The 19,619-nt window shown below is 67.9% G+C and carries 17 protein-coding genes and 2 pseudogenes; 3 read left to right on the top strand and 16 right to left on the bottom strand.

From position 1 onward, the window contains the following. Positions 1-26: 26 nt before the first annotated feature. From ABSF49_RS05040 to ABSF49_RS05000, 9 genes are read right to left on the bottom strand one after another with little or no spacing between them, the layout of a single operon-like run. The gene (locus tag ABSF49_RS05040) at positions 27-2,783 is read right to left on the bottom strand and encodes a molybdopterin-dependent aldehyde oxidoreductase (protein WP_424111536.1); all 2,757 of its coding nucleotides are present in this window, start codon (positions 2,781-2,783) and stop codon (positions 27-29) included. 12 nt (positions 2,784-2,795) lie between these two features. Next, the gene (locus ABSF49_RS05035) at positions 2,796-3,722 is read right to left on the bottom strand and encodes an XdhC family protein (protein WP_424111535.1); all 927 of its coding nucleotides are present in this window, start codon (positions 3,720-3,722) and stop codon (positions 2,796-2,798) included. A gap of 22 nt (positions 3,723-3,744) precedes the next feature. Next, positions 3,745-3,948, bottom strand: a complete 204-nt coding sequence (locus ABSF49_RS05030; RefSeq protein WP_424111534.1) for a 4Fe-4S binding protein — start codon at positions 3,946-3,948, stop codon at positions 3,745-3,747. 50 nt (positions 3,949-3,998) lie between these two features. Next, on the bottom strand, positions 3,999-5,099 hold the full coding sequence (locus ABSF49_RS05025; RefSeq protein WP_424111533.1) for a hydrogenase large subunit: 1,101 nt from the start codon (positions 5,097-5,099) through the stop codon (positions 3,999-4,001). Beyond that, positions 5,096-5,722 carry an NADH-quinone oxidoreductase subunit C gene (locus ABSF49_RS05020; RefSeq protein WP_424111532.1) on the bottom strand — a complete coding sequence of 209 codons (627 nt, stop codon included), beginning with the start codon at positions 5,720-5,722 and terminating at the stop codon, positions 5,096-5,098. The genes ABSF49_RS05025 and ABSF49_RS05020 overlap by 4 nt, the downstream gene beginning before the upstream one ends. Further along, positions 5,719-6,225 carry a 4Fe-4S binding protein gene (locus ABSF49_RS05015; protein ID WP_424111531.1) on the bottom strand — a complete coding sequence of 169 codons (507 nt, stop codon included), beginning with the start codon at positions 6,223-6,225 and terminating at the stop codon, positions 5,719-5,721. The genes ABSF49_RS05020 and ABSF49_RS05015 overlap by 4 nt, the downstream gene beginning before the upstream one ends. A 10-nt stretch (positions 6,226-6,235) precedes the next feature. After that, positions 6,236-6,673 carry an NADH-quinone oxidoreductase subunit B family protein gene (locus ABSF49_RS05010; RefSeq protein WP_424111530.1) on the bottom strand — a complete coding sequence of 146 codons (438 nt, stop codon included), beginning with the start codon at positions 6,671-6,673 and terminating at the stop codon, positions 6,236-6,238. Next, positions 6,670-7,644 (bottom strand): respiratory chain complex I subunit 1 family protein, encoded by a 975-nt coding sequence (locus tag ABSF49_RS05005; RefSeq protein WP_424111529.1) that lies wholly within the window; start codon positions 7,642-7,644, stop codon positions 6,670-6,672. Before ABSF49_RS05005 ends, ABSF49_RS05010 begins: the two co-directional genes overlap by 4 nt. A gap of 10 nt (positions 7,645-7,654) precedes the next feature. Then, positions 7,655-11,464 carry a proton-conducting transporter transmembrane domain-containing protein gene (locus tag ABSF49_RS05000; RefSeq protein ID WP_424111528.1) on the bottom strand — a complete coding sequence of 1,270 codons (3,810 nt, stop codon included), beginning with the start codon at positions 11,462-11,464 and terminating at the stop codon, positions 7,655-7,657. Between the two features lie 188 nt (positions 11,465-11,652). Here ABSF49_RS05000 and ABSF49_RS04995 point away from each other — a divergent pair, with 188 nt between their 5' ends. Further along, entirely contained in the window at positions 11,653-12,000 is a 348-nt protein-coding gene (locus tag ABSF49_RS04995) for a hydrogenase maturation nickel metallochaperone HypA/HybF (protein ID WP_424111554.1), read from the top strand. A 111-nt stretch (positions 12,001-12,111) separates the two neighbouring features. Then, positions 12,112-13,317 carry an FprA family A-type flavoprotein gene (locus ABSF49_RS04990; protein WP_424111527.1) on the top strand — a complete coding sequence of 402 codons (1,206 nt, stop codon included), beginning with the start codon at positions 12,112-12,114 and terminating at the stop codon, positions 13,315-13,317. 36 nt (positions 13,318-13,353) lie between these two features. Here the strand turns inward: ABSF49_RS04990 and ABSF49_RS04985 are convergent. Next, positions 13,354-13,452 (bottom strand): annotated as a pseudogene (locus tag ABSF49_RS04985) (carbohydrate ABC transporter permease); the annotation flags it as partial. Positions 13,453-13,728: 276 nt separating this feature from the next. Between ABSF49_RS04985 and ABSF49_RS04980 the strand changes: the two are divergent. Next, positions 13,729-13,908, top strand: a pseudogene (locus ABSF49_RS04980) (beta-xylosidase family glycoside hydrolase); the annotation flags it as partial. Positions 13,909-14,020: 112 nt separating this feature from the next. On the opposite strand, the gene dhaL (ABSF49_RS04975) reads toward ABSF49_RS04980, so the two are convergent. From dhaL (ABSF49_RS04975) to ABSF49_RS04950, 6 genes are all read right to left on the bottom strand, one after another. After that, positions 14,021-14,752, bottom strand: a complete 732-nt coding sequence (dhaL, locus tag ABSF49_RS04975) for a dihydroxyacetone kinase subunit DhaL (RefSeq protein ID WP_424111526.1) — start codon at positions 14,750-14,752, stop codon at positions 14,021-14,023. Between the two features lie 28 nt (positions 14,753-14,780). After that, positions 14,781-16,868 (bottom strand): bifunctional sugar-binding transcriptional regulator/dihydroxyacetone kinase subunit DhaK, encoded by a 2,088-nt coding sequence (locus tag ABSF49_RS04970; protein WP_424111525.1) that lies wholly within the window; start codon positions 16,866-16,868, stop codon positions 14,781-14,783. 208 nt (positions 16,869-17,076) lie between these two features. Then, positions 17,077-17,523 (bottom strand): D-erythrulose-4-phosphate isomerase, encoded by a 447-nt coding sequence (derI, locus tag ABSF49_RS04965; RefSeq protein WP_424111524.1) that lies wholly within the window; start codon positions 17,521-17,523, stop codon positions 17,077-17,079. Further along, positions 17,520-18,197, bottom strand: a complete 678-nt coding sequence (gene dhaL / locus ABSF49_RS04960) for a dihydroxyacetone kinase subunit DhaL (RefSeq protein ID WP_424111523.1) — start codon at positions 18,195-18,197, stop codon at positions 17,520-17,522. The genes derI and dhaL (ABSF49_RS04960) overlap by 4 nt, the downstream gene beginning before the upstream one ends. 11 nt (positions 18,198-18,208) lie before the next feature. Beyond that, positions 18,209-19,201, bottom strand: coding sequence for a dihydroxyacetone kinase subunit DhaK (locus ABSF49_RS04955; protein WP_424111522.1), 993 nt, complete (start codon positions 19,199-19,201; stop codon positions 18,209-18,211). A 40-nt stretch (positions 19,202-19,241) separates the two neighbouring features. After that, on the bottom strand, positions 19,242-19,619 hold a 378-nt coding region (locus ABSF49_RS04950; protein ID WP_424111521.1), incomplete at its 5' end, for an SDR family oxidoreductase.

The raw sequence follows: 19,619 nt of genomic DNA, 5'->3' as shown, positions 1-19,619 counted from the left end.
GGCTCGTCCCTACGCTTCAAACGCCGTCAGACGTGTTCGGCGTGCTTGGGGGCTTGGCGCGCCTTCTTCGCGTCGAGCTCCAGCTTGATCACGTCCGCCAGCGCCGGCACGCGGAAGATGCGCACGCCGCAGGCGTTGTAGATGGCGTTGAGGATCGCCGGATGCGGCGCCGTCAACGGCGCCTCGCCGACGCCCGCCGCGCCGAACGGTCCGAGCGGCCGCGGCGTTTCGAGATAGAGGATCTCCATGTCGTCCGGGATGTCCTTCGGATAGGGGATGCCGCAATCTCTCAGCGTCGTGTGCAGCTCCAGATCTTCGAAGTCCTCGGTCAGAGCGAGTCCGACGCCCTGAGCAAGACCGCCGTAGATCTGACCGTCGACGGTGGCGCGGTTGATGATCGTGCCGACATCGACTGCGGTCGTGAACTTGACCACCTTCGCTTCGCCGCTCTCCATGTCGACTTCGACCTCGGGCATGAAGACTTCGTACATGTAGACCGGGAACGGAGCGCCCTGCCCTGTTTCCGAGCTGCACGCCGAGCACGCCGCCGCCACCCACTTGCCGTCGTAGACCAGCGGAATCTTCTCGGCGCACATTTCGGCGTAGGTGCGATACGCGCCGTCCGGCTTGCGCATCGCTTTCAACAGCATTTCCGCCGAGACGCGGGTGGCGTTGCCGGTGAACACATTGGAGCGGCTGCCGCCCGCCGGGCCGGAGTTCGGCAAGGCGGTGTCGTTCATCACCAGCTTGATCTGCTCCGGCTTGATCCCGGCGACCCGCAGCACCTCGTGCGCCATGGTCAGCGCGCCGAGATCGGCGCCCTGGCCGTGGTCTTCCCACGAGTTGTAGACGGTGACGCCGGTCGGCGTCAGCTCGACCCTCGCTTCCGAACTGTCCGGCCCGTCGAGGCCGCAGCCGTAGATGCCCAGCGAGATGCCGACGCCGCGCTTCTTCTCCGGCGTGGAGAGTTCGGCGCAACGCTTCTTGGCCTCCTTGTACTTCGGCCGGATCATGTCGAAAAGCTTACCGACCACCAGCACGTCCGGCTTCTGCCCAGTCGGCGTCGTCGAGGTCTCGTTGTAGAGGTTCTTGTAACGGAACTCGAACGGGTCTTCGCCCATTTTTTCCGCCAGCATGTCGATGGCGATTTCGGACGCCAGGAACGACTGCGGCGATCCGTAGGCGCGGAACGCCGATCCCCACGCATGGTTGGTGGCGACCGTCCGGCCGTGGCCGCGGATGTTTTCGAGATGGTAGCCGGCGCCGACGAACTGCGCCTGACGAATCGTCAGCAGATCGCCGAACTCAGAATACGGACCATGATCGATCCACCAGTCGGTCTCCATCGCCGTGAGCTTGCCGTTGGCGTCGCAAGCGAGCTTGATGTTGACGTTGCCCGGCGAACGCTTACCCGTGTAGGTGATGTTCTGGTACTGATTGTAGACCAGCGACACCGGACGCCCGGTCGCCAGCGCCGCGACGCCGAGCAGCGCTTCCATCGTCGGCGAGAACTTGTAGCCGAAGGTTCCCCCCGACGGGTTCTGGATCAGCCTCAGCTTGTCCGGCGCGACGCCGATGCCGGGGCAGATCATTGCGTGATGCAGGTGCACGCCGATGCTCTTCGACTGGATCGTCAACACGCCGTCGTCGTCGACATAGGCGACGCCGCAATCCGGCTCCAGATGCAGATGCGGTTGGCGGCTGCAATAGGTGGTGATGTCGACCGACGCCTTCGCCTTGTCGAACAGCGGCTTGGTGTCGGCGCCCTTGACCACGCCCTGCTCGTAATACGCGTTCGGCACGCCGGGATGGATCTCCAGCGCGTCGGGCGCGAGCGCCGCGAACCCGGACATGTAGGCCGGCAGCACTTCAAGGTCGACCTTGACCTTGTCGGCGGCCGCACGCGCATGTTCCACCGTGTCGGCAGCGACGATGGCGATCGCGTCGCCGAACTGGAACACCTTTTCCTTGGACAGGATCGGCCGATCCCAGCCGTCGCCCTTGTTGGTCGGGAAGGTGATGAGGCCGGTGATCGCGTTCTTGCCCTTGACGTCCTTCCAGGTGACGACCTTGACGACGCCCGGCATCTTTTCGGCTTCGCTCGTGTCGATGCTCTTGATGTTGGCATGCGAAACCTTGGCTTGCGTCAGCGCCAGCCGCAGCGTGTTGGCCGGCATGCGCAGGGCGAGGTCGGCGCCGAAGTCCCACGTCCCGGTGACCTTGGCGAGCGCCGAAGGCCGCTGGTAACGCGTGCCGAGGATCGAGCCGTTGTCCTTCGGCTTGGCCAGCACGTGTTCCGCCGTCTTTTCGCCGCGCATGATCGCCGCCGCGTCCATCACCGCGTCGACCAGCGGCTTATAGCCGGTGCAGCGGCAGAGATTGCGGTTGCGATTGAACCACGAGCGCACCTGCTCGCGCGTCGGCGACTTGTTGTTGTCGAGCAGCACCTTCGCCGACATGATGAAGCCTGGCGTGCAGACGCCGCACTGCGCCCCGCCATGCGCCATCCAGGCGACCTGCAGCGGATGCAGCTTTTCAGCCGTGCCGACGCCCTCGATCGTGACGATCTTGGCGCCGGGCGCGAGCTTCTCGATCGGGGTCTGGCAGCTACGGTCCGGCTTGCCGTCGACGATGACCGTGCACGAGCCGCATTGCCCGTCTTCACAGCAGACCTTGCAACCCGTCAGCAACATCTGCTCGCGCAAGACGTCGGCGAGGGTGGCGGTCTTTTCGGCGACGACCCAGCGGTCGACGCCGTTCACGTTCAGTAGCGTTCGCTTCATGTCGTCTCTCCTTCAGAGCTTCGATTCCGTGCCGACGGACCATCCGGCCTCGCCGTCGGGCGAGAACTGGATCTCCGGAGCGTCGCGGACTTCCGACTTCGACTGTGGGATTTTGCGCTCGGCCGCCGCGGCGACTTCGCGCATGTTGCGCATCGCCGGGCGCGCGGCGTCCGACTTGCGGATCGTGGCGATCATTTCGGCGACGACCGAAATGGCGATTTCTTCCGGGGTCACGGCGCCGATGTCCAAGCCGACCGGCGCGAGGACGCGGGCGAACTGCTCATCGGTCACCCCGTCCAGTTTCAGCTTATCGTAGACGACCTTCACTTTGCGCCGCGAACCGATCATGCCGATGTAGGCGGCGGGCGTATCGACCGCCCAGCGCAGCGCGCGCGCGTCGAACACGTGGCCGCGGGTGGCGATGAAGACGAGCGAGCGGGGGTTCGGCCTCAACGCCTTGAACGACTCTTCCATTTCCCCGGCGTGAATCGCGCGCGCGTCGGGGAAGCGCTCCTGGTTGGCGAACTCGGGGCGGTCGTCGATCACCTCGACTCCGATGCGCGCCAGCTTGGCCGCCTGGGCGGTGAGGCGCCCGACATGGCCCGCGCCGAACAGATAGGCGACCGGCGGCGGACAAATCGCCTCGATGAAAACGTTGAGACTGCCGCCGCACACCATGCCGAGGTCCATCCGCGGATTCTCGTGCAAATCGAAGGAAGCCAGCTTCGGTCTGCCGGAGGCGATCACCGCCCTCGCCTCGCGGATCACCGCCGCCTCGCCGGCGCCGCCGCCGATGGTGCCGACGATCGAACCGTCCTCGCGCACCAGCATCTTCGCCGTCTCATAGGACGGGATCGAGCCGGTCGCGTTGACGATCACCGCCAGGGCGCAGCAGCGCCCCGCGTCTCGCTCACGAATGAGCTCCTCGTAGACGTCCATCGGATTCGCTCCCTTCGACGACTCAGGCCGCTTGCTCGAGCGGCACGCAGGCGCCCGTCTGGCAGATATCGGCGCATTGCGGGGTATCGAAATCGCCCTCGCAGTCCTTGCACTTCTTCGGGTCGATCTTGAACAGCTTGCCCTTATGCGAAATCGCCTTGTTCGGGCATTCGCTTTCACAGGCGCCGCAGCCGGTGCAGGCGTCGGCGAGAATCTGATGGGCCATGTTTCGTCTCCTTCTCCTTGTCGCGGCGGCTTACTGAGGCCGACGCGCGTTCAGCGCTCCGTGCAGGACACGCATGGATCGATGCTGTTCACGACGATGGCGATGTCGGCGATCTTCGCGCCGCGCAGCATGAAGCCGAGCGCGTCCCAGTTGGGGAAGCTCGGCACGCGCCACTTCACCCGTTCGGGCTCGTCGGCGCCGGTGGTCTTGAGAAAATAGACGAGCTCGCCGCGCGGCGCTTCGCACTTGCCCATCGCGCGCCCGGCGGGAATGTCGGGCCGATCGGGAAGACGGGTCGGGCCGCCGGGCAGATCGCGCAGACAGTCGCGCAGGAGCTGAATCGAGACGCCGATCTCGGTCAGCCGGATCATCGCCCGCGACCACACGTCGCCGTCGACCAGCGTCGGCACGTCGACTTTCAGGCGGTCGTAGGCGGCGTAGGGCGCGGCGACGCGCACGTCGTATTCCAATCCGCAGGCGCGCGCCACCGGGCCGACCGTCGCGCAAGCGATCGCCTGCTCCTTGGTCAGCAGGCCGATTCCGCGCGAGCGGCGCAGGATCGTGTGGTTGCGACGGTAGACGCCGGCGAGCGCGTCGACTTCAGGCGCGAGCTTGTCGAGCGCGGCGGAAAGATAGGCGATCGTCTCGGCGTCAAGGTCGTAGCGCACCCCGCCGATGCACAGCGCGCCGATGTCCATGCGGTTGCCGAACAACGTCTCCTTCACGTCCTGCATGATTTCGCGCACCTGCATGGCGTGCATGAACAGGGTGTCGTAGCCGGTCAGATGCGCCAGGATGCCGACGTTGAACAGATGCGAAGCGATGCGCTTGATCTCGGCGGCGATCACCCGGAGGTAAGCCGCGCGCTCAGGGATATCGAGGCCGGCGATCTGCTCGCAGGCCATGACGAAGGTCTCGGGATGGCTGTTGGAGCACAGCGCGCAAATGCGCTCGACCAGCACGACGTTCTGGTAGATCGAGCGCTTGGTGGCCAGGTACTCGACGCCGCGGTGCACGTGGCCGGCGCGAATGTCGACTGCGCGCACGGTTTCGCCTTCGACGTCGATGTGGAAATACATCGGCTCTTCGAGCGCGACATGCAGCGGTCCGACGGGGATGGTGTAGGTCTTGGGCGAGCCGACAGCGCTCATGACGCCCCTCCCTTCGCCGCCAGGACCTTGTCCCACAGCGCCTTGGTGCTGGCGGCGTTGACCAGGGTCGAGAATGGGATCAGCCGCTCGAGCGCCGCCGTGTCGATCGCCGGATCGAGGAACAGGCGGCGCGGATCGGGATGGTCGCGGACAACGATGGAGTACATCTCCATGATCTCGCGCTCAGGCCAGTCGGCGGAGCGGAACAGCGGCGTGAGCGAGCCGATCGAGCCGCCGGCCGGCAGATAGACGATCACTGTGAGGAAGTCGCCGCCGAGCACGAAATGGTAGTCGATCTCGTAGGAGGTCCCGTCGATCGGCGTGCCGCCGAAGGTCTTGGGCGGCGCCTTCGTCGGCTTGGCCGTTTCCGCTTCGCCGCCCGCCTCGGGCGCCTCTTCGTCTTCCTCTTCCGCTTCGGGCGGCGGCGGCTGCAGCGCCGAGACCATCGCCAGCCGCGCGCCGAGCCGGAGCAACATCTTGCCGACGACGAGGAGATCCTCGCTGTTCGCCAGGCCGCACCATGCGGTGACGGCGCCGTGCGGCGAGGCCGTCGACGAATAGTCGATCCCGGCGGGCGCGGCGGCGGCGAGTTGAGCCTGGATATCCTCGGGCAAGCGGGTCATGAGGTCTTCCCCCGGTTCCTGAGAAACTTGTTGCGGCACTTCGGGCAGCGCCTGCGCAATTGCGCGTATTCCTCGTCCGACAGCGGCGGACGGACCTTGGCGACGTTCGACGCCGTATCGAGCCCCTTGCCGCCGCATTCGGCGCAGACGATCGTCGGGATCAGGCCATGCTCGGCGACCGCGAACATCTCCGCCTCGACATGGGCGAGGCTCCAGTCGGTCGTCTGTCGGATCGACCCGCTCGGGCAATAAAACGCGCAGGTGCCGCAGAAGACGCAGGTCGAATGCCAGCAGTCGAAGGCAAGGCCCGCGGCGGTGCGCGAGAAGCGGATCGCGCCCGACGGGCACAGCTTCTCGCACAGCAGGCAGCCTTCGCAGAGCTTCGCCTCGAATTCGATCCGGCCGCGCAGCCGCTTCGGCGCCGGCGCGGGCGGGCCGAACGGAAACCGCTCCGTATAAGGGCCGCGTCTGAGATTGCGGGCGAAGAGGGTGAGAAAGTTCATCGCGCCCTCCTCACAGCCGCTGCCGCCAGATGGCGATCGCCTTGGCGACGCCTTCGATGATCGCCGGCGGCCGCGGCGGGCAGCCGGGCACGTTGACGTCGACCGGGAAGTACCGGTCGATTGGCGCGCAGATGGCGTAGCTCTCGCGGAAGATGCCGCCCGAGATCGGGCAGACGCCGATCGCCACCGTCACCTTCGGATCGGGAATTTCGGCGTAGACGCGCTGGGCCGCCGCGAGCACATGCCGGGTCAGCGGTCCGGTGATCAGCACGATGTCGGCGTGGCGCGGGCTGCCGCAATAGACGCAGCCGAGACGTTCGACGTCGTAGCGCGGCACCAGCGCGGTGGTGGCGGTCTCGACGTCGCAGCCGTTGCACGAGCCGGAGTTGATCCGATAGAGCCACGGCGAGCGCGCGGCGACGTCCTTGAGTCTGGCGACGAGGGTCACGGCGCAACTCCCGCAGAGAAATAGGCGGCGGCAAGGACGCTCACCAGCGCCAGCGCCAGCGGCCACTTGAGGAAGAAGACGAACGCCTGGTCGATGCGCATGCGCCCGGCGCCGACCCGCACCGCGGTGACGCCGACCAGCGCCAGCGCCAGCAATTGCGCGAGCCAACCGATCAGGCCGACGATTCCGGAGAACGGCAGCGGCATGAACAGAGCGACGCCGAGGCCGAGCACCACCACCGCCTTCAGCGCCGACATGACCTTGAACAAGGCGAGCGGCCGGCCCGAGTATTCGAGCAGCGGGCCTTCGAGCACTTCCGTCTCGGCCTCGGGAATGTCGAACGGCACGATGCCGAGATTGGCCGGATAGAAGAAGGCGAAGGCGACGACCGCCGGCCACATGACCGGATCGAACAGCAGCGCGCCATGGGCCTGCTGGTAGGCGACGATCGCGCTCAGCGAGAACGTCGGCCCCTGCCCCGTCGCCAGGCCGACCCGCAGCCCCACCGCGGCGACGATGAGCACGATCGGCCCCTCGTAGGCGAGCATCATCGCCATCTCGCGCGAGAAGCCGATCGCGCCATACGGAGACCCGGACGACGAGCCGGCGAGCATCAACGCCACGCCCGGCACGGCGAGCAGGTAGATCAGCACCAGCAGATCGCCGCCGATCGGCCCGGGCGCGTAAACGCCGGCGATCGGGACCAGCGTCATCGCCAGCAACATCGAAACGGCGCCGACCAGCGGCGCGCCGAAGAACACCGGCGCGCAGGCGACGTCCGGCGCCATGGTGCGCTTGAAGCCGAGCTTGACGACATCGAAGAACGGCTGGGCAAGCGGCGGTCCGACGCGGCCCTGCAGCCGAGCGGCGAAGCGGCGGTCGGCGCCCTTCAGCGCCAGACCGAGCGCCAGCGCGAACACGCCGCCGGGAAAGACGAGCGCAGCGACCACAATCGGGAGTTGGCTGGTCATCATCGCCCCCTCATGCCTCTTCGCGCTTGGCCGCACGCTCCGGCGCGAACAGGGCGCGGCGCAAGATCGCGTCCGGGGTCTCGTAGAGCCTGGCCGTGCCCGGCCGCATCTCTTCCGCGGCGATGTCGACGACGCCGCACAGATGGACGCTGCTGCGCACGACCTCGGCGCCGCGCCCGAGCCGCAGCCACGGCAGCAGCAGAATGGCGAACATCGCCGTCAGCGCCGTCAGCAGCAGCGGGCTCCAACCTTCGAGGCCGGGCAGCGGCCCAAGCAGCGAGGCGGCGATTGGGACAAAGCCGAGCTCGCGCTCGATCGCCGCGATCGGCACGAGCAGCAGGCCGGGGAACAGGCCGAAGACCACGCTCGCCGCGGCAAGCGCGCCCATCGGGATCAGCATCGCGGCCGGCGCCTCCTCGGCGGCGAGCGCGTGAGCGGTCGGCGGCCCCATGAAGGCGGCGTGGGCGAACTTCATCACCGCGGCGAGCGTCAGCAGGCTGCCGATCATCGCCGCCACGGCGAGCGCCCAATGGCCAGACTGGAAGGCCGCATAGTAGATCAACCACTTCGACGAGAAGCCGTTGAGCGGCGGCACGCCGGCGAGCGACAGGCCCGACAGCAGGAAGACGCCGAAGGTGAACGGCATGCGGCGGCCGAGCCCGCCGAGCTCGTCGAGCATGGTCGCGTGGCTCTTCACCATCACCGCGCCGGCGACCAGGAACATCGCATCCTTCAGCATCATGTGGTTGACGAAGTGCATCAGACCGCCGGCGACGCCGAGCGTCGTGCCGAGCGACACGCCGAGCAGCACGTAGCCTAGCTGGCACACCGTCGAATAGATGAGCAGCAGCTTGACGCCGTTCTGGATCGCCGCCATCGCGCCGGCGTAGAGGATGGTGAGGGCGGCGATGATCGAGATGACGGTGAGAATGACCGGCTGGCCGTTGACCTCGCCGCCGAGCTTGGAAAACAGCGTCGCCCCGCCGAACACGACGAACAGCTTCAGCACGCCCCACGGGCCGCTCTTCAGCAGCACCGCCGAGATGTAGCCGGAGACCGGGGTCGGGGCGAGCGCCGGGTGCATCTGGTAGTCGATGCGCACCGGCAGCATCGCCGCCTTCATCACCAGGCCGAGGAACACCAAGACGACGCCCGGCGCGACGATTGCAGGTGGGAGGCCCCGCAACGCCGCGCCGAGCGCGGCGAACTCGAACGTTCCCGCCCGCGCCGCAATCATCGCCAGGCCGAGGAACATGAAGCTCGCGCCGACGGTGTTGAAGATGAAGTACTTGAAGCCTTCGCGACGCGCCGCGGCGGTCTCCTCGTGGCAGATCGCCGCCCACAGCGCCCAGGAGCTCATCAGCTCCCAGAAGGCGAAGAAGCTGAAGATGTCCTTGGCCTGCGTCATGCCGATGAGGCCAGCGATCATCACCGTGAAGGCGGCGAAGAAGCGCCCCTGCCGATGGCTGTCGGCGAGGTAGGCGGTGGAGTGCAGCATGTTGAGCGCGCCAACGGCGGCGATCAGCACGGCGAAGCAAAACGACAGCAGGTCGTAGCGCCCGGACTGGGCGATCACGCCGCCGAGCGCCGCAACCAGCGTCGCGACCGCGAGCCGTCCGGCCCAGACCGCCGAGGTCCGGCCGACGAGCGCCACCGCGACCGCGCCGACGATGGCGATGGTCGCGCCGGCCGGCCAGTCGGCGACGAGGCCCGGCAACGGCCCGCTGGCGAGCGCGCCGCGCAGCGCGGCCAGGTCGCCGACCTGGGCGATGAGATTGAGCTGCCAGCCGGGGGCGAAACCGCCGACGAGAATCGCCGCGGCGAGAACGCCCATCGCAACCAGCATCGGAACCGGCGCCTCGCGGACGCCTTCGCCCTTGTGGGGATAGTAGAAGAGGAAGCTGACGACGCGCGTGTAGTAGATCACGCCGATGATTCCGCCGAGCAGCATCAGCGCGGCGATCTCGATGTGGCCGCCCATCGCCGCGGCGTAGATCATGAAGAACTTCGAGACGAAGCCCGAGAACGGCGGCAGGCCCATGATGGCGAAGCTGGCGAGCGCGTAGGCGCCGGCGGTGAACGGCATCGCGCGGCCGAGCCCGGCGAGATCCTCGATTCGCTTGCCGCCGGTCCTGAGGATGAAGGCGCCCGCCGCGTAGAACAGCAGCGTCTTCATCATCGCGTGGTTGGTGACGTGGAGCAGCGCCGCGTCGCTCGCCAGCGCCGTGCCGATGCCGAGGACGGCGGCGATCTCGCCGATCTGGGCGATGGTCGAGAAGGCCAGCATGCGCTTGAGCTCGCGCTCGAACAGGGCGCGAATCTCGCCGTAGATCAGCGTCAGGCAGCCGAGACTCATCAGCACTGTGTTGGCGTCGAGGCCGCTGACGGCATAGCGCGCCAGCGCGCTGGCGCCGAAGGCGACGTAGAGCACCTTGACCATGCCGAGCAGGCCGGCCTTGGTCAGCACGCCCGACAGCGGGCCGGAGATCGACGACGGCGCTTCCGGGTGGGCGAGCGGCAGCCAGCTCTGCAGCGGAACCAGGCCCATCTTCACGGCGAAGCCGACGAACAGGCAGGGGACGATGGCGGCGCCGGCGAGCGGCGGAATGACGCTGGCCTTGTCGGCGATCGCGGCGAGCTCGAACGAGCCGATCTCGGCGTGCGTCAGCAGGATGCCAAAATTCATCAGATAGGCGCCCGCCGCGCACATCAGGAAGTAGACGAGGCCGGCGCGCAGGGCCTTGGGAGTCTGTTCGTGGATGACCAGGAAGTACGACGTCCAGGTCATCAGCTCCCAGAAGACGTAGAAGTTGCCGAGCTCGTGCGCCGTCGCGACGCCGATCAGCGAGCCGGCCATCAGGAAGGCGAAGAAGTAGTAGCGATTGGCGGTCGCGGCGCGGCCGATGTAGCCGATCGAATAGACGATCATCAGGCAGCAGACGCCGGAGAACAGCAGCGCGAACAGTCGCGAGGCCGGGTCGAGGCCGCCGTCGAGGGCGACGACGGCGACGGTGGCGACAGCCAGCAGGACGGCGGCGACGTCGCGCCCCCGCGCCGACGCGCGGCCGATGAGGTAGACGGCGAAGCCGCCGAGATAGGGGACGAGGACCGGCGTCGCCCACGGCGTCTCGAATTGCGGCACGCCTTCGGCGCCGGGAAAACCGGCCAGGCGCGCGGCGAAGAGCAGGAACGGCGCCGGCCACAGGCTGATGAGAATCGTCAGCGCCGTCAGCAGCCAGGCGATGGCCAGCGGCGCCCGAGGCGCCGGCGCGAGCTCGACCGTCAGCGTCGCCGGCTCGAGGCAGATCTTCTGGACGACCAGGATGTAATAGACCGCGGCGACGATGGTCGCCAGCGTGCCGGCGAACGCGACCAGCCACTGGCCCTGCTCGATCGCCGCATAGAGGACAATGAACTTCGAGAACGAACCCTTGAAAGGCGACAGCCCCATCACCGAGAACACGCCGAAGCCGAATAGCGTCGCTGCGACCGGCATGCGCCGACCGCTGCCGGCGAGCGCGTTGAGATTGGCCGAGCCGGTGCGGCGGACCAGGCGCCAGCCGGCGGCGAGCACGAGGCCGCGCATCGCCGCCTGATAGCCAAGATGCATCAGCGCCCCGGTGTCGCCCGCCGGTCCGCCCACGCCCAGGCCGATCAGCACGTAGCCGAGCTCGGCGACGGTCGAAATCGCGAACGTCCAGGCGAGGTTCGGCAGGCTGAGCAAGGCCGCGATCTCGCCCAGAAGCAGAACGACCGCCCCAACCGCTGCCAGCGTCGTCGGCGACGCCGTCAACGCAGCGATCGACAGATGGTCCAACATGGCGAGAGGCCTTTCCTCCGGACGCGTTTCGACCCTCGGCGATCGCAGTAGCCCCTTCGCCCGACCCGTTCTGTCGGCTGGCCGACACTTTCGCTAGCGAGGGTGCGGCAGGATGGCGCAAGCTTGGCCGAGCGGGCCCGCCGGGCCGCTCGCCCCGCCGCTGGAGAAGGAGGCGCTGGGTGCACGAGATGAGCGTGGCGAACGGGCTGCTGTCGATCCTGCAAGCGCAGGCCAAGGCGCATGGGATCGCCCGCATCTCGCGCGTGCGGGTGAAGGTCGGCCGGTTGCGCGGGATCGACGCGCGCCAGCTCCGCCTCGCGTTCGAGGCGCTCGCCGAAGGCGGCCTCGCCGATGGGGCCGCGCTCGAGGTCGAAGAGATCGCGGCCAAGGCGCGCTGCCGCGCCTGCGGCGCAGTCTGGCGGGCGCCGGACTACCGGTTCGATTGCCCCGAATGCGCCGCCGCCGACGCGGAAATTCTCGAAGGCCGCGAACTCTTTATCGAATCCTTCGACGGCGAGCGCCCCGACCCGGGCTAAGGCGGCCCAGCGGCGCAGCGCCTGTCGGCCAGCCGACAGAAGCCGGCGGCCAAGCGCGCTAACCAAGCGGTCGTGCGCCGCCGCGGGCGCGGCGCGCGGGAGGCGACGGCCATGATCCCGGTGAAAATCAAAGACGACGTCTATTCGCTGCGCGCCAACGACTGGGACCGCAAGCTATTCGACGAGCTGGTTCCGTTGCCCGACGGCACCAGCTACAACTCCTATCTGGTCAAGGGCGGCGAGAAGACAGCCCTGATCGACACCGTCTATCCACCCAAGACCGCAGCGTTCATCGCCGCCTTGAAGGCGACCGGGGTCGAGACGATCGACTACGTCGTCGCCAACCACGCCGAGCTCGATCACGCCGGCTCGATACCGGCGGTGCTCGAACTCTTCCCCAAGGCCAAGGTCGTCGCCAACGCGCGTTGCTGGCGGATGATGTGCGACGAGATGCCGCTCGACCGCGGCGCGTTCCTCGAGGCGAAGGACGGGCGCGCGCTTTCGCTCGGCGGCAAGACGCTGAAATTCGTTTTCATGCCCTGGGTGCATTGGCCGGAGACGATGGGCGTCTTCCTCGAAGAAGACCGCATCTTCTTCCCCTGCGATTTCCTCGGCGCGCATCTCGCGGCGTCCGAGCTTGCCGTCGGCGACGAAGCGCAGTTCGAAGTGGCGGCCAAGCGCTATTACGCCGAGATCATGGCGCCTTACCGCATCCAATGCCGCAGCGCGCTCAAGCGGGTGGAGGAACTCGAGCCGGAAATCATCGCGCCCAGCCACGGACCGGTGCACTTCAGGCCGAGCGTCATCACCGACCTTTACCGCCGCTGGACTTCAGACGAGGTGAAGCCCGAGGTCTTGATCGTCTACGTGTCGATGTACAACAGCACCGCCGCGATGGTGGAACGACTGACCGACCGACTGATGGAGAGAGGTCTGCCGGTGCGGCTCATCAACGCGGTCGGCCTCGACTCGGGCGTGCTGTCGATGGCGTTGGTCGACGCCTCGACGGTCGTCTTCGCCAGTCCGACGGTGCTGGCCGGACCGCATCCGAGCCTCGCCTACGCGGCGATCCTCGTCAACGCGCTGGCGCCCAAGACGCGGTTCGCGGCGATGATCGGCTCCTACGGTTGGGGAACGACGATGCCCGATCTGCTCAAGGAGATGCTGCGCGAGTTCAAGGCCGAGTTCTTCGAGCCGGTGTTGACGAAGGGCGCGCCGAACGCGGAAACCTTCGCCGCCCTCGACGCGCTCGCCGAGTCGATCGCCGCCGCCAACGCCTCCCTGGCGACGAGCGCAGGGCCGGCGCCCGTCGCGTGACGCCGGCGCGCTGAAGCCAATCGCCGAGCGGCGCGTTCATCCCTTGACCGCGCCGGCGGTGAGGCCGGCGACGATGTAGCGTTGCGCCATCAGAAACATCAGGATCGCCGGCAGGATCGTGAGGGTGAGGACCGCCCAACCGTTGGCGGACGTCCGTCTGGCGGGTTCGAAATGGGCGTCCTCGACCCTCGACAAACGACGCGCCTCGCCTTGCCGGGAAAGAAACCCCGCCGCGCAACGGCGGCGGGGCTGGCGTCCGTCGTTCGCCGCCGCGAGGGTTACTGCTGCTCGGCGGCGTCGAACGCGCGGCGGGCATATGCCGCCAGAGCCCGATCTTCGGCGAGCGCGACGTCGCCTTCGGGGCCGACTTGACGAAGCGGCCTACAGTTCGCCTGGGCTTCGCCTGGCGGCTGGCGCAACGTCGGTCCGGTTCTCGACGCGTCGATCCTCTCGGACGAAGCCGGCGGCGGCGAACACCGGTCCTTTACCGGCGCCTTCGTCGGCATGTTCGCTTTTGACGTTTCCGGCGGCGGCGCAGCCGCGGACTTTCGCTACTTCGAATACGAAGGCCGCGATCAGCCCGCCTCCTGACGCGCCCACCGGGCGAACCACGATGAAGCTTCGCCCGCGTCGGGGGCGCCCGTCGCCGCGCGGCAATCTCAGCCGGACGGGCCGTCGCGTCAGCGAACGACCGCCGGAGGAATCATCCGTTCGACCCCTTGCGACGCTCTGAATGCGTCTCCGGTTTGCGAACGCCCCGCCCCGCACGTTCGCCCGCCGTCCTCCCTTTGCTGGCGTCGCAGAACGTCAGCGCCATTGCTTTGAGAATGACGACGGCGCTGGCTGCGCCGGGATCGACGTGACCGAGCGCCCGTTCGCCGAGCCGCGCCGCGCGCCCCCGCACCGCGACCATCGAACGCGTCGCCGCCGCGCCGGCTTCCCCCGCGGCGACGATGTCCCGCCACATCTCGTCGACGCTCGCGGACTTCCGCAGGGAGTTGGCGGCAGCCTCCGCCGCCGGGATCAACGCGTCGAGCATCGTCTTGTCGCCGCGCTGACCCTTGCCGCGTTCGCGCACGCCGTCGGCGAGTCCCTTGAGCAGCGCCGCCTGCGCTTCCAGCGTCACGTCGGTCGCCCCGGCCAGCGCCTGCGCCACGCGCCGCAGTCCGGTGGCGTAGAGCGGGCCGGTCGACGCGCCGACCGAATTGAGGAACGCCATCGCCGCCGTGTTCATCAGATCCGCCGGCGCCATCGCATCGACGTTGCGCCGCGACAGCTCCGCTTTCACCGCCTGAAAGCCGATCGACATCGTCACCCCATGATCGCCGTCGCCGACCGCGCCGTCGAGCTCCGAGAGCTGGTCCTTCGCTTCCTCGATCGCGTCCGAGATATTGTGGAACATTCGACCCAGCGAATGGGAAAGGAGCTCGACCATTGGTTTCTCCGCTGCGCGATCGCCGAGATCAGCTCACCTGCAGGAACGCGGTTCGGCAAGGATGATGAAGAAGCTCCCGTAGCTCACGATCGAGATGCAGAAGCGAGATGGAGGCGCCGACCATGTCGATCGACGTGCAATAGTGGCCGACGAAGCTCATGTCGATTTCGACGCCCTTGGCGGCGAGCCGCTGCTCGACGCGGCGGTAGAGGATGTACAATTCCATCAGCGGCGTGCCGCCGAGCGAATTGACCAGGACGGCGACCTTGTCGCCGGAGACCGGTCGCATTTCCGAGAAAATCTGGTCGAGGATCATGTCGACCGTCTCGTCGGCGGACGCAAGCGCGCCGCGCATGACGCCAGGCTCGCCGTGAATGCCCATGCCGACTTCGATTTCATCGGGTCCGATATCGAAGTTGTAGCGGCGGGTCTGCGGCAACGAGCACGGTTCGAGCGCGACGCCGACGGTGTAGGTGCGCGCATTCGCCTTGCGCGTGACGGCCTCGCAAACATCGAGGCTCCAGCCCTTGTCGCATGCGGCGCCGGCAATCTTGAAGACGAAGACGTTGCCGGCGACGCCGCGCCGCGAACCGCGATTCTCGCGCGGCGACGAGGCGACGTCGTCGGTGGTCACGATCGACCGCGTCTCGATGCCGTGGTCGCGGGCGATTTCGGCCGCCATGTCGAAATTCATCACGTCGCCGACGTAGTTGCCGTAGACGAGGAGAACGCCGGCGCCGCCCGAGACCGCTTGCGCGCAGTGGAAGATCGGATCGGGCGGCGGCGTCGAGAAGATGTTGCCGACGGCGGCGGCGTCGGCGAGGCCTTTGCCGACGTAGCCGAGGAAGCAGGGCTCGTGGCCCGACCCGCCGCCGACGACCAGGCCGACCTTGCCCGGACGCGGGCCGTCAAGCGCCACCAGCGCGCGCCGCGAAGACGCGAGCGGCCGCAAGAAGGCGCGGTGGGCGCGAATGGCTCCGTCGAGCATCTCCTCGACCACCACGTCGGGTTCGTTGATGAACTTCTTGACGTAGCGCCGCGGCTCGCGCCCGCGCTCCTTAACGAGCTGCCTGTCGCCCGGACGCCGCTCGAGCTCGGCGCCGCCGTCGGCGCGCAGCACGCCGCGCGCCGTGGCGGCGTCGGTGACGAGCACATTGGCGTAGCCGCGGCGAAGCGCGGCGAGAATCGCCGGCACCTTGTCGAACCCGCCCGCGACGCAGATGCGCAAGTCGACGCGCAGCAAATCCTCGAGCGACAGGCCGATCACGCGGTCATCGAGCGTTCCCGCGACTGGCTGTCCCCAGGCGTCGATGAAACGCGCCGCCAGCACGCCGACGGCGTCGCCGTCGATGTAGCTCTGCAGCGCGGCGGCGTCGAAGACGCCGTCGCTGTAGAGCGATGCGTTGGGCCGCAAGGAGGCGATGCCGAACAGCGCCTTGTTGGCGCGCGACAGGATCTCCAACTGCTCGGCGACAAGCGGCTCGGCGACCATGAGTCGCCTGGCCTCGACGCTCGAGACGACCGCCGGAGCCGAGAGGCTGACGCAGGTCGCGTTCACGGCCGAAGCGATCGTCGACGCGCACTGACCCGGCGACGCGGGATTCCTGGCGATCGCGCCGCCGATCGCCTGGACGACGGTCACATCCTGCAAGCCGGCGACCTTGAGGCCGTCGGCGACCGCCATCACCGTCCGCCCGCCGGTGACGGCGAGCGTGTCGCCCGATTTGAGGACCTTGCGCAGCGCCAGCGCGCCCGCGACGCCCAACCGGTCGCCGAGCGCCTGATCATCGGCGCCGTTGGGAATGACGAAGCAGTCGCGCAGGTTGAAATGGCTCTTCAACGACTGCGCGAGCGTCAGCGAGGCGAGCCGCCCCGGTTCGATCGAAATGTTGACGATGCCGCGCTCGCGCGCCTCGTTGAGGTAGGCGATCACAGTGGCGCGCGATATCCCCATCGTCTGGGCGATATCGCTCTGCGTCATGCCTTCCTGGTAGTAGAGCCAGCTCGCCCAGACGTAAGGGTCGTCGCCGAACCGCAGCGGCGTCGCGCCGCCGGCCTCGACCGGCGCGAGGCGTGGCCGCCCGCTGCCGCGAAGCCCGCTCTCGCTGTTGGTCACGGAGATTGTCCTCCCGCGCGCCGGCCCGGCGTCGTCGAGACGAAGATAGAAGGTCTACGTCGCGCGTGTCGAGCGCGTTCGCGCAAAATCGGGCGCGTCCCTGCCGCCGGCGCGGAGATGCGGCCGCGGCGTTCGGCCTCTCGCCCCGCGCCGCCGCGCCTTCCCCGCCAGGATCGCCATCCCTGCGGCGCCGGCTCGCGCTTGCCGTTCAACCGGCGCGGTTGCGGGAATCCAGCCGATCGACCGCGGCGACGTTGGCCGCCGACGGGCCGTTGGGGTCGAAGACCGAGGCGAGCCACATGTCGACGATCGCCTTGGCGAGCTCGGGGCCGATGACGCGCGCGCCCATGGCGATGATCTGGGCGTTGTTGGATTTCGCCGCCCGCTCGGCCGAATACGTGTCATGCGTCAATGCGGCGCGGATGCCCGGCAGCTTGTTGGCGGAAATGCAAACGCCGATGCCGGTGCCGCAGAACAACACGCCGCGGTCGTGTTCGCCGGCGAGCAGCGCCTGGCCGACCTTGGCCGCGACGTCGGCGTAGAAGCCGGGCTCGCTCAAGTCCGTCACCGTCAGCTCGGGCCGGCGCGCCAGGTGCGCGGCGATCACGTCGAGCAGGGGTTTTCCGGCGCTGTCCGCGCCCAAGGCGATCTTCATCGCTGCGCCTCGCGTGACTTGCGTGGCTCCAATGCGTCGAGTTTCGCCTTCGCGCCCTCGGCGAGGCTGCGCAAAATGATCGCGCACGACGTTGCGCCCGGGTCGAGCACGCCGCGCGAACGCTCCCCTAGTCTGGCCGCTCGGCCGATCTTGGCGACGAGGTCGATCGTGCCATCGCGCCCCTTCTCGGCGGCGACGATCAGCGCGTCGAGCGCGGCGGCGAAGTCGTCGCGCATCGCCGCCGTCGCGGCGAACGCCTGCAGCGCCGGCGCCAAGGCGTCGATCAGCGTCTTGTCGCCGACCTTGGCGTTGCCGATCGATTGGACTTCCTCCAGACCGTGGCGAAGCATGCGCTCGAACGCGGCGGCGTCAATCTCCTCGACCCCGTCGAGGGCGTCGGCGAAGCCGGAGAACATCGTGCCGTAGAGCGGGCCCATCGCCCCGCCGATCTCCGTCATCAACACGTCGCCCACCGTCGCCAGCGAAACCGCCAGCGGCCGCGTCCTGCCGCGCAGCCGCTCCGCCGCGAGCGAAAAGCCCTTGGCCATGTTGACGCCGTGGTCGCCGTCGCCGATCAGCCCGTCGATGTCGCTCAGATAGCCCCGGTTCTCGACGATGCGGTGGGCGATCGCCAGAACAATGTCGCCGCTGCCGGCGTTGGAGAAGGCTTGCATGAGAGCGTTCCTCACAACGGCGCCGCGCACACCACGTCGACGGCGAGCAGCTCCTTGAGCTCCGCGTCGAGCGCCATGATCGTCAGCGTCGCCCCGACCATCTCCAGCGAGGTGAAGAAGTTGCCGACGTAGGTGCGCGCGATCTTGAGCCCGCGGCCGCGGACCTCCTCGTCGATGGCGTCGTTGAGGATGTAGAGCTCGTTGGTCGGCGTCGCGCCGAGCCCGGAGATGAGCACGGCGACTTCGGTCCCGGCGACAAGGCCGTGATCGTCGAGCACCGCCTTGGCCATGTCGCGCCCGACCTCGGCCGCCGTCTTCAGCGGCTCGACGCTCGTCCCCGGCTCGCCGTGGTGGCCGATGCCGAGTTCCATCTTTCCCGCCTCGATCGAGAAATTGGGGTGGCCGACCGCCGGCAGCGTGCACGGTCCCAGCCCGACCCCGATCGAGCGGCAGTTGTCGATCGCCTTCTGCGCGGCAGCCTGCACCTCGCGGGCGGTTCCGCCCAGCGCCGCCTTGGCCGCGCCGCACTTCCACATCAGGATCTCGCCCGCGACGCCGCGGCGCTTTTCGCGCTGGTTCGGCGGCGCCGAGCAGACGTCGTCGTTGGCCACCACCGTCAGGACCTCGAGGCCGTCCTTGGCGGCGAGCTTCACCGCTATTTTGACGTTCATGTTGTCGCCGGCGTAATTGCCATAGAGACAGACGACGCCGCGGCCGCCGTCGGCGATCTTCATCGCGTCGTAAAAGCTCTTGGCGGGCGGCGAGGAGAAGATCTCGCCCACCGCCACCGCGTCGAGCATGTTGCGGCCGACATAGCCGATGAACGCCGGTTCGTGCCCCGACCCGCCGCCGGTGACCACGCCGACCTTGCCGCGAATCGGCGCCTGAGCGTAGGCGACAACTTTCGGGTTCTCGCCGAGCCTCACCAGATCGCTGTGCGCCTTGACGAAGCCGCGAACCGTGTCGTCGACGACAAAGTCCGCATCATTGATGAAACGTTGCATTGAGGCCAGCTCCCAGGTCCTTTCTGATCCGACGCGGCGGTCAGACGATCGTATAGCCGCCGTCGACCAGGAGATCCGCGCCGTTGACCATATCGGCGCCGTTAGAGGCGAGAAACACCGCCGCGGCGGCGATATCCTCCGGAAGGGCGAAACGGCCAGCCGGGATGCGCAGCTTCAGCGCCTCGCCCTTCGGATTGTCCCACGCCTTCTTGCCGAGTTCAGTCATTACGACGGTCGGCGAGATCGTATTGACGCAGATGTGGTGCTTGGCCCATTCGGCCGCCAGCACCTTGCTGAGACCGACGACGCCAAACTTCGAGGCGCAATAGGCGACGTGCTCGTCAATCGCGACAGTTGCGCATTGTGAAGCAATGTTGACGATCTTGCCGCCGCGGGCGGCGGCGATCATCGCCTTGCC

It is taken from the genome of Roseiarcus sp., assembly GCF_049514155.1.
Taxonomy (GTDB): Bacteria; Pseudomonadota; Alphaproteobacteria; order Rhizobiales; family Beijerinckiaceae; genus Roseiarcus.
This window is presented reverse-complemented; position numbering and strand designations above follow the sequence as displayed.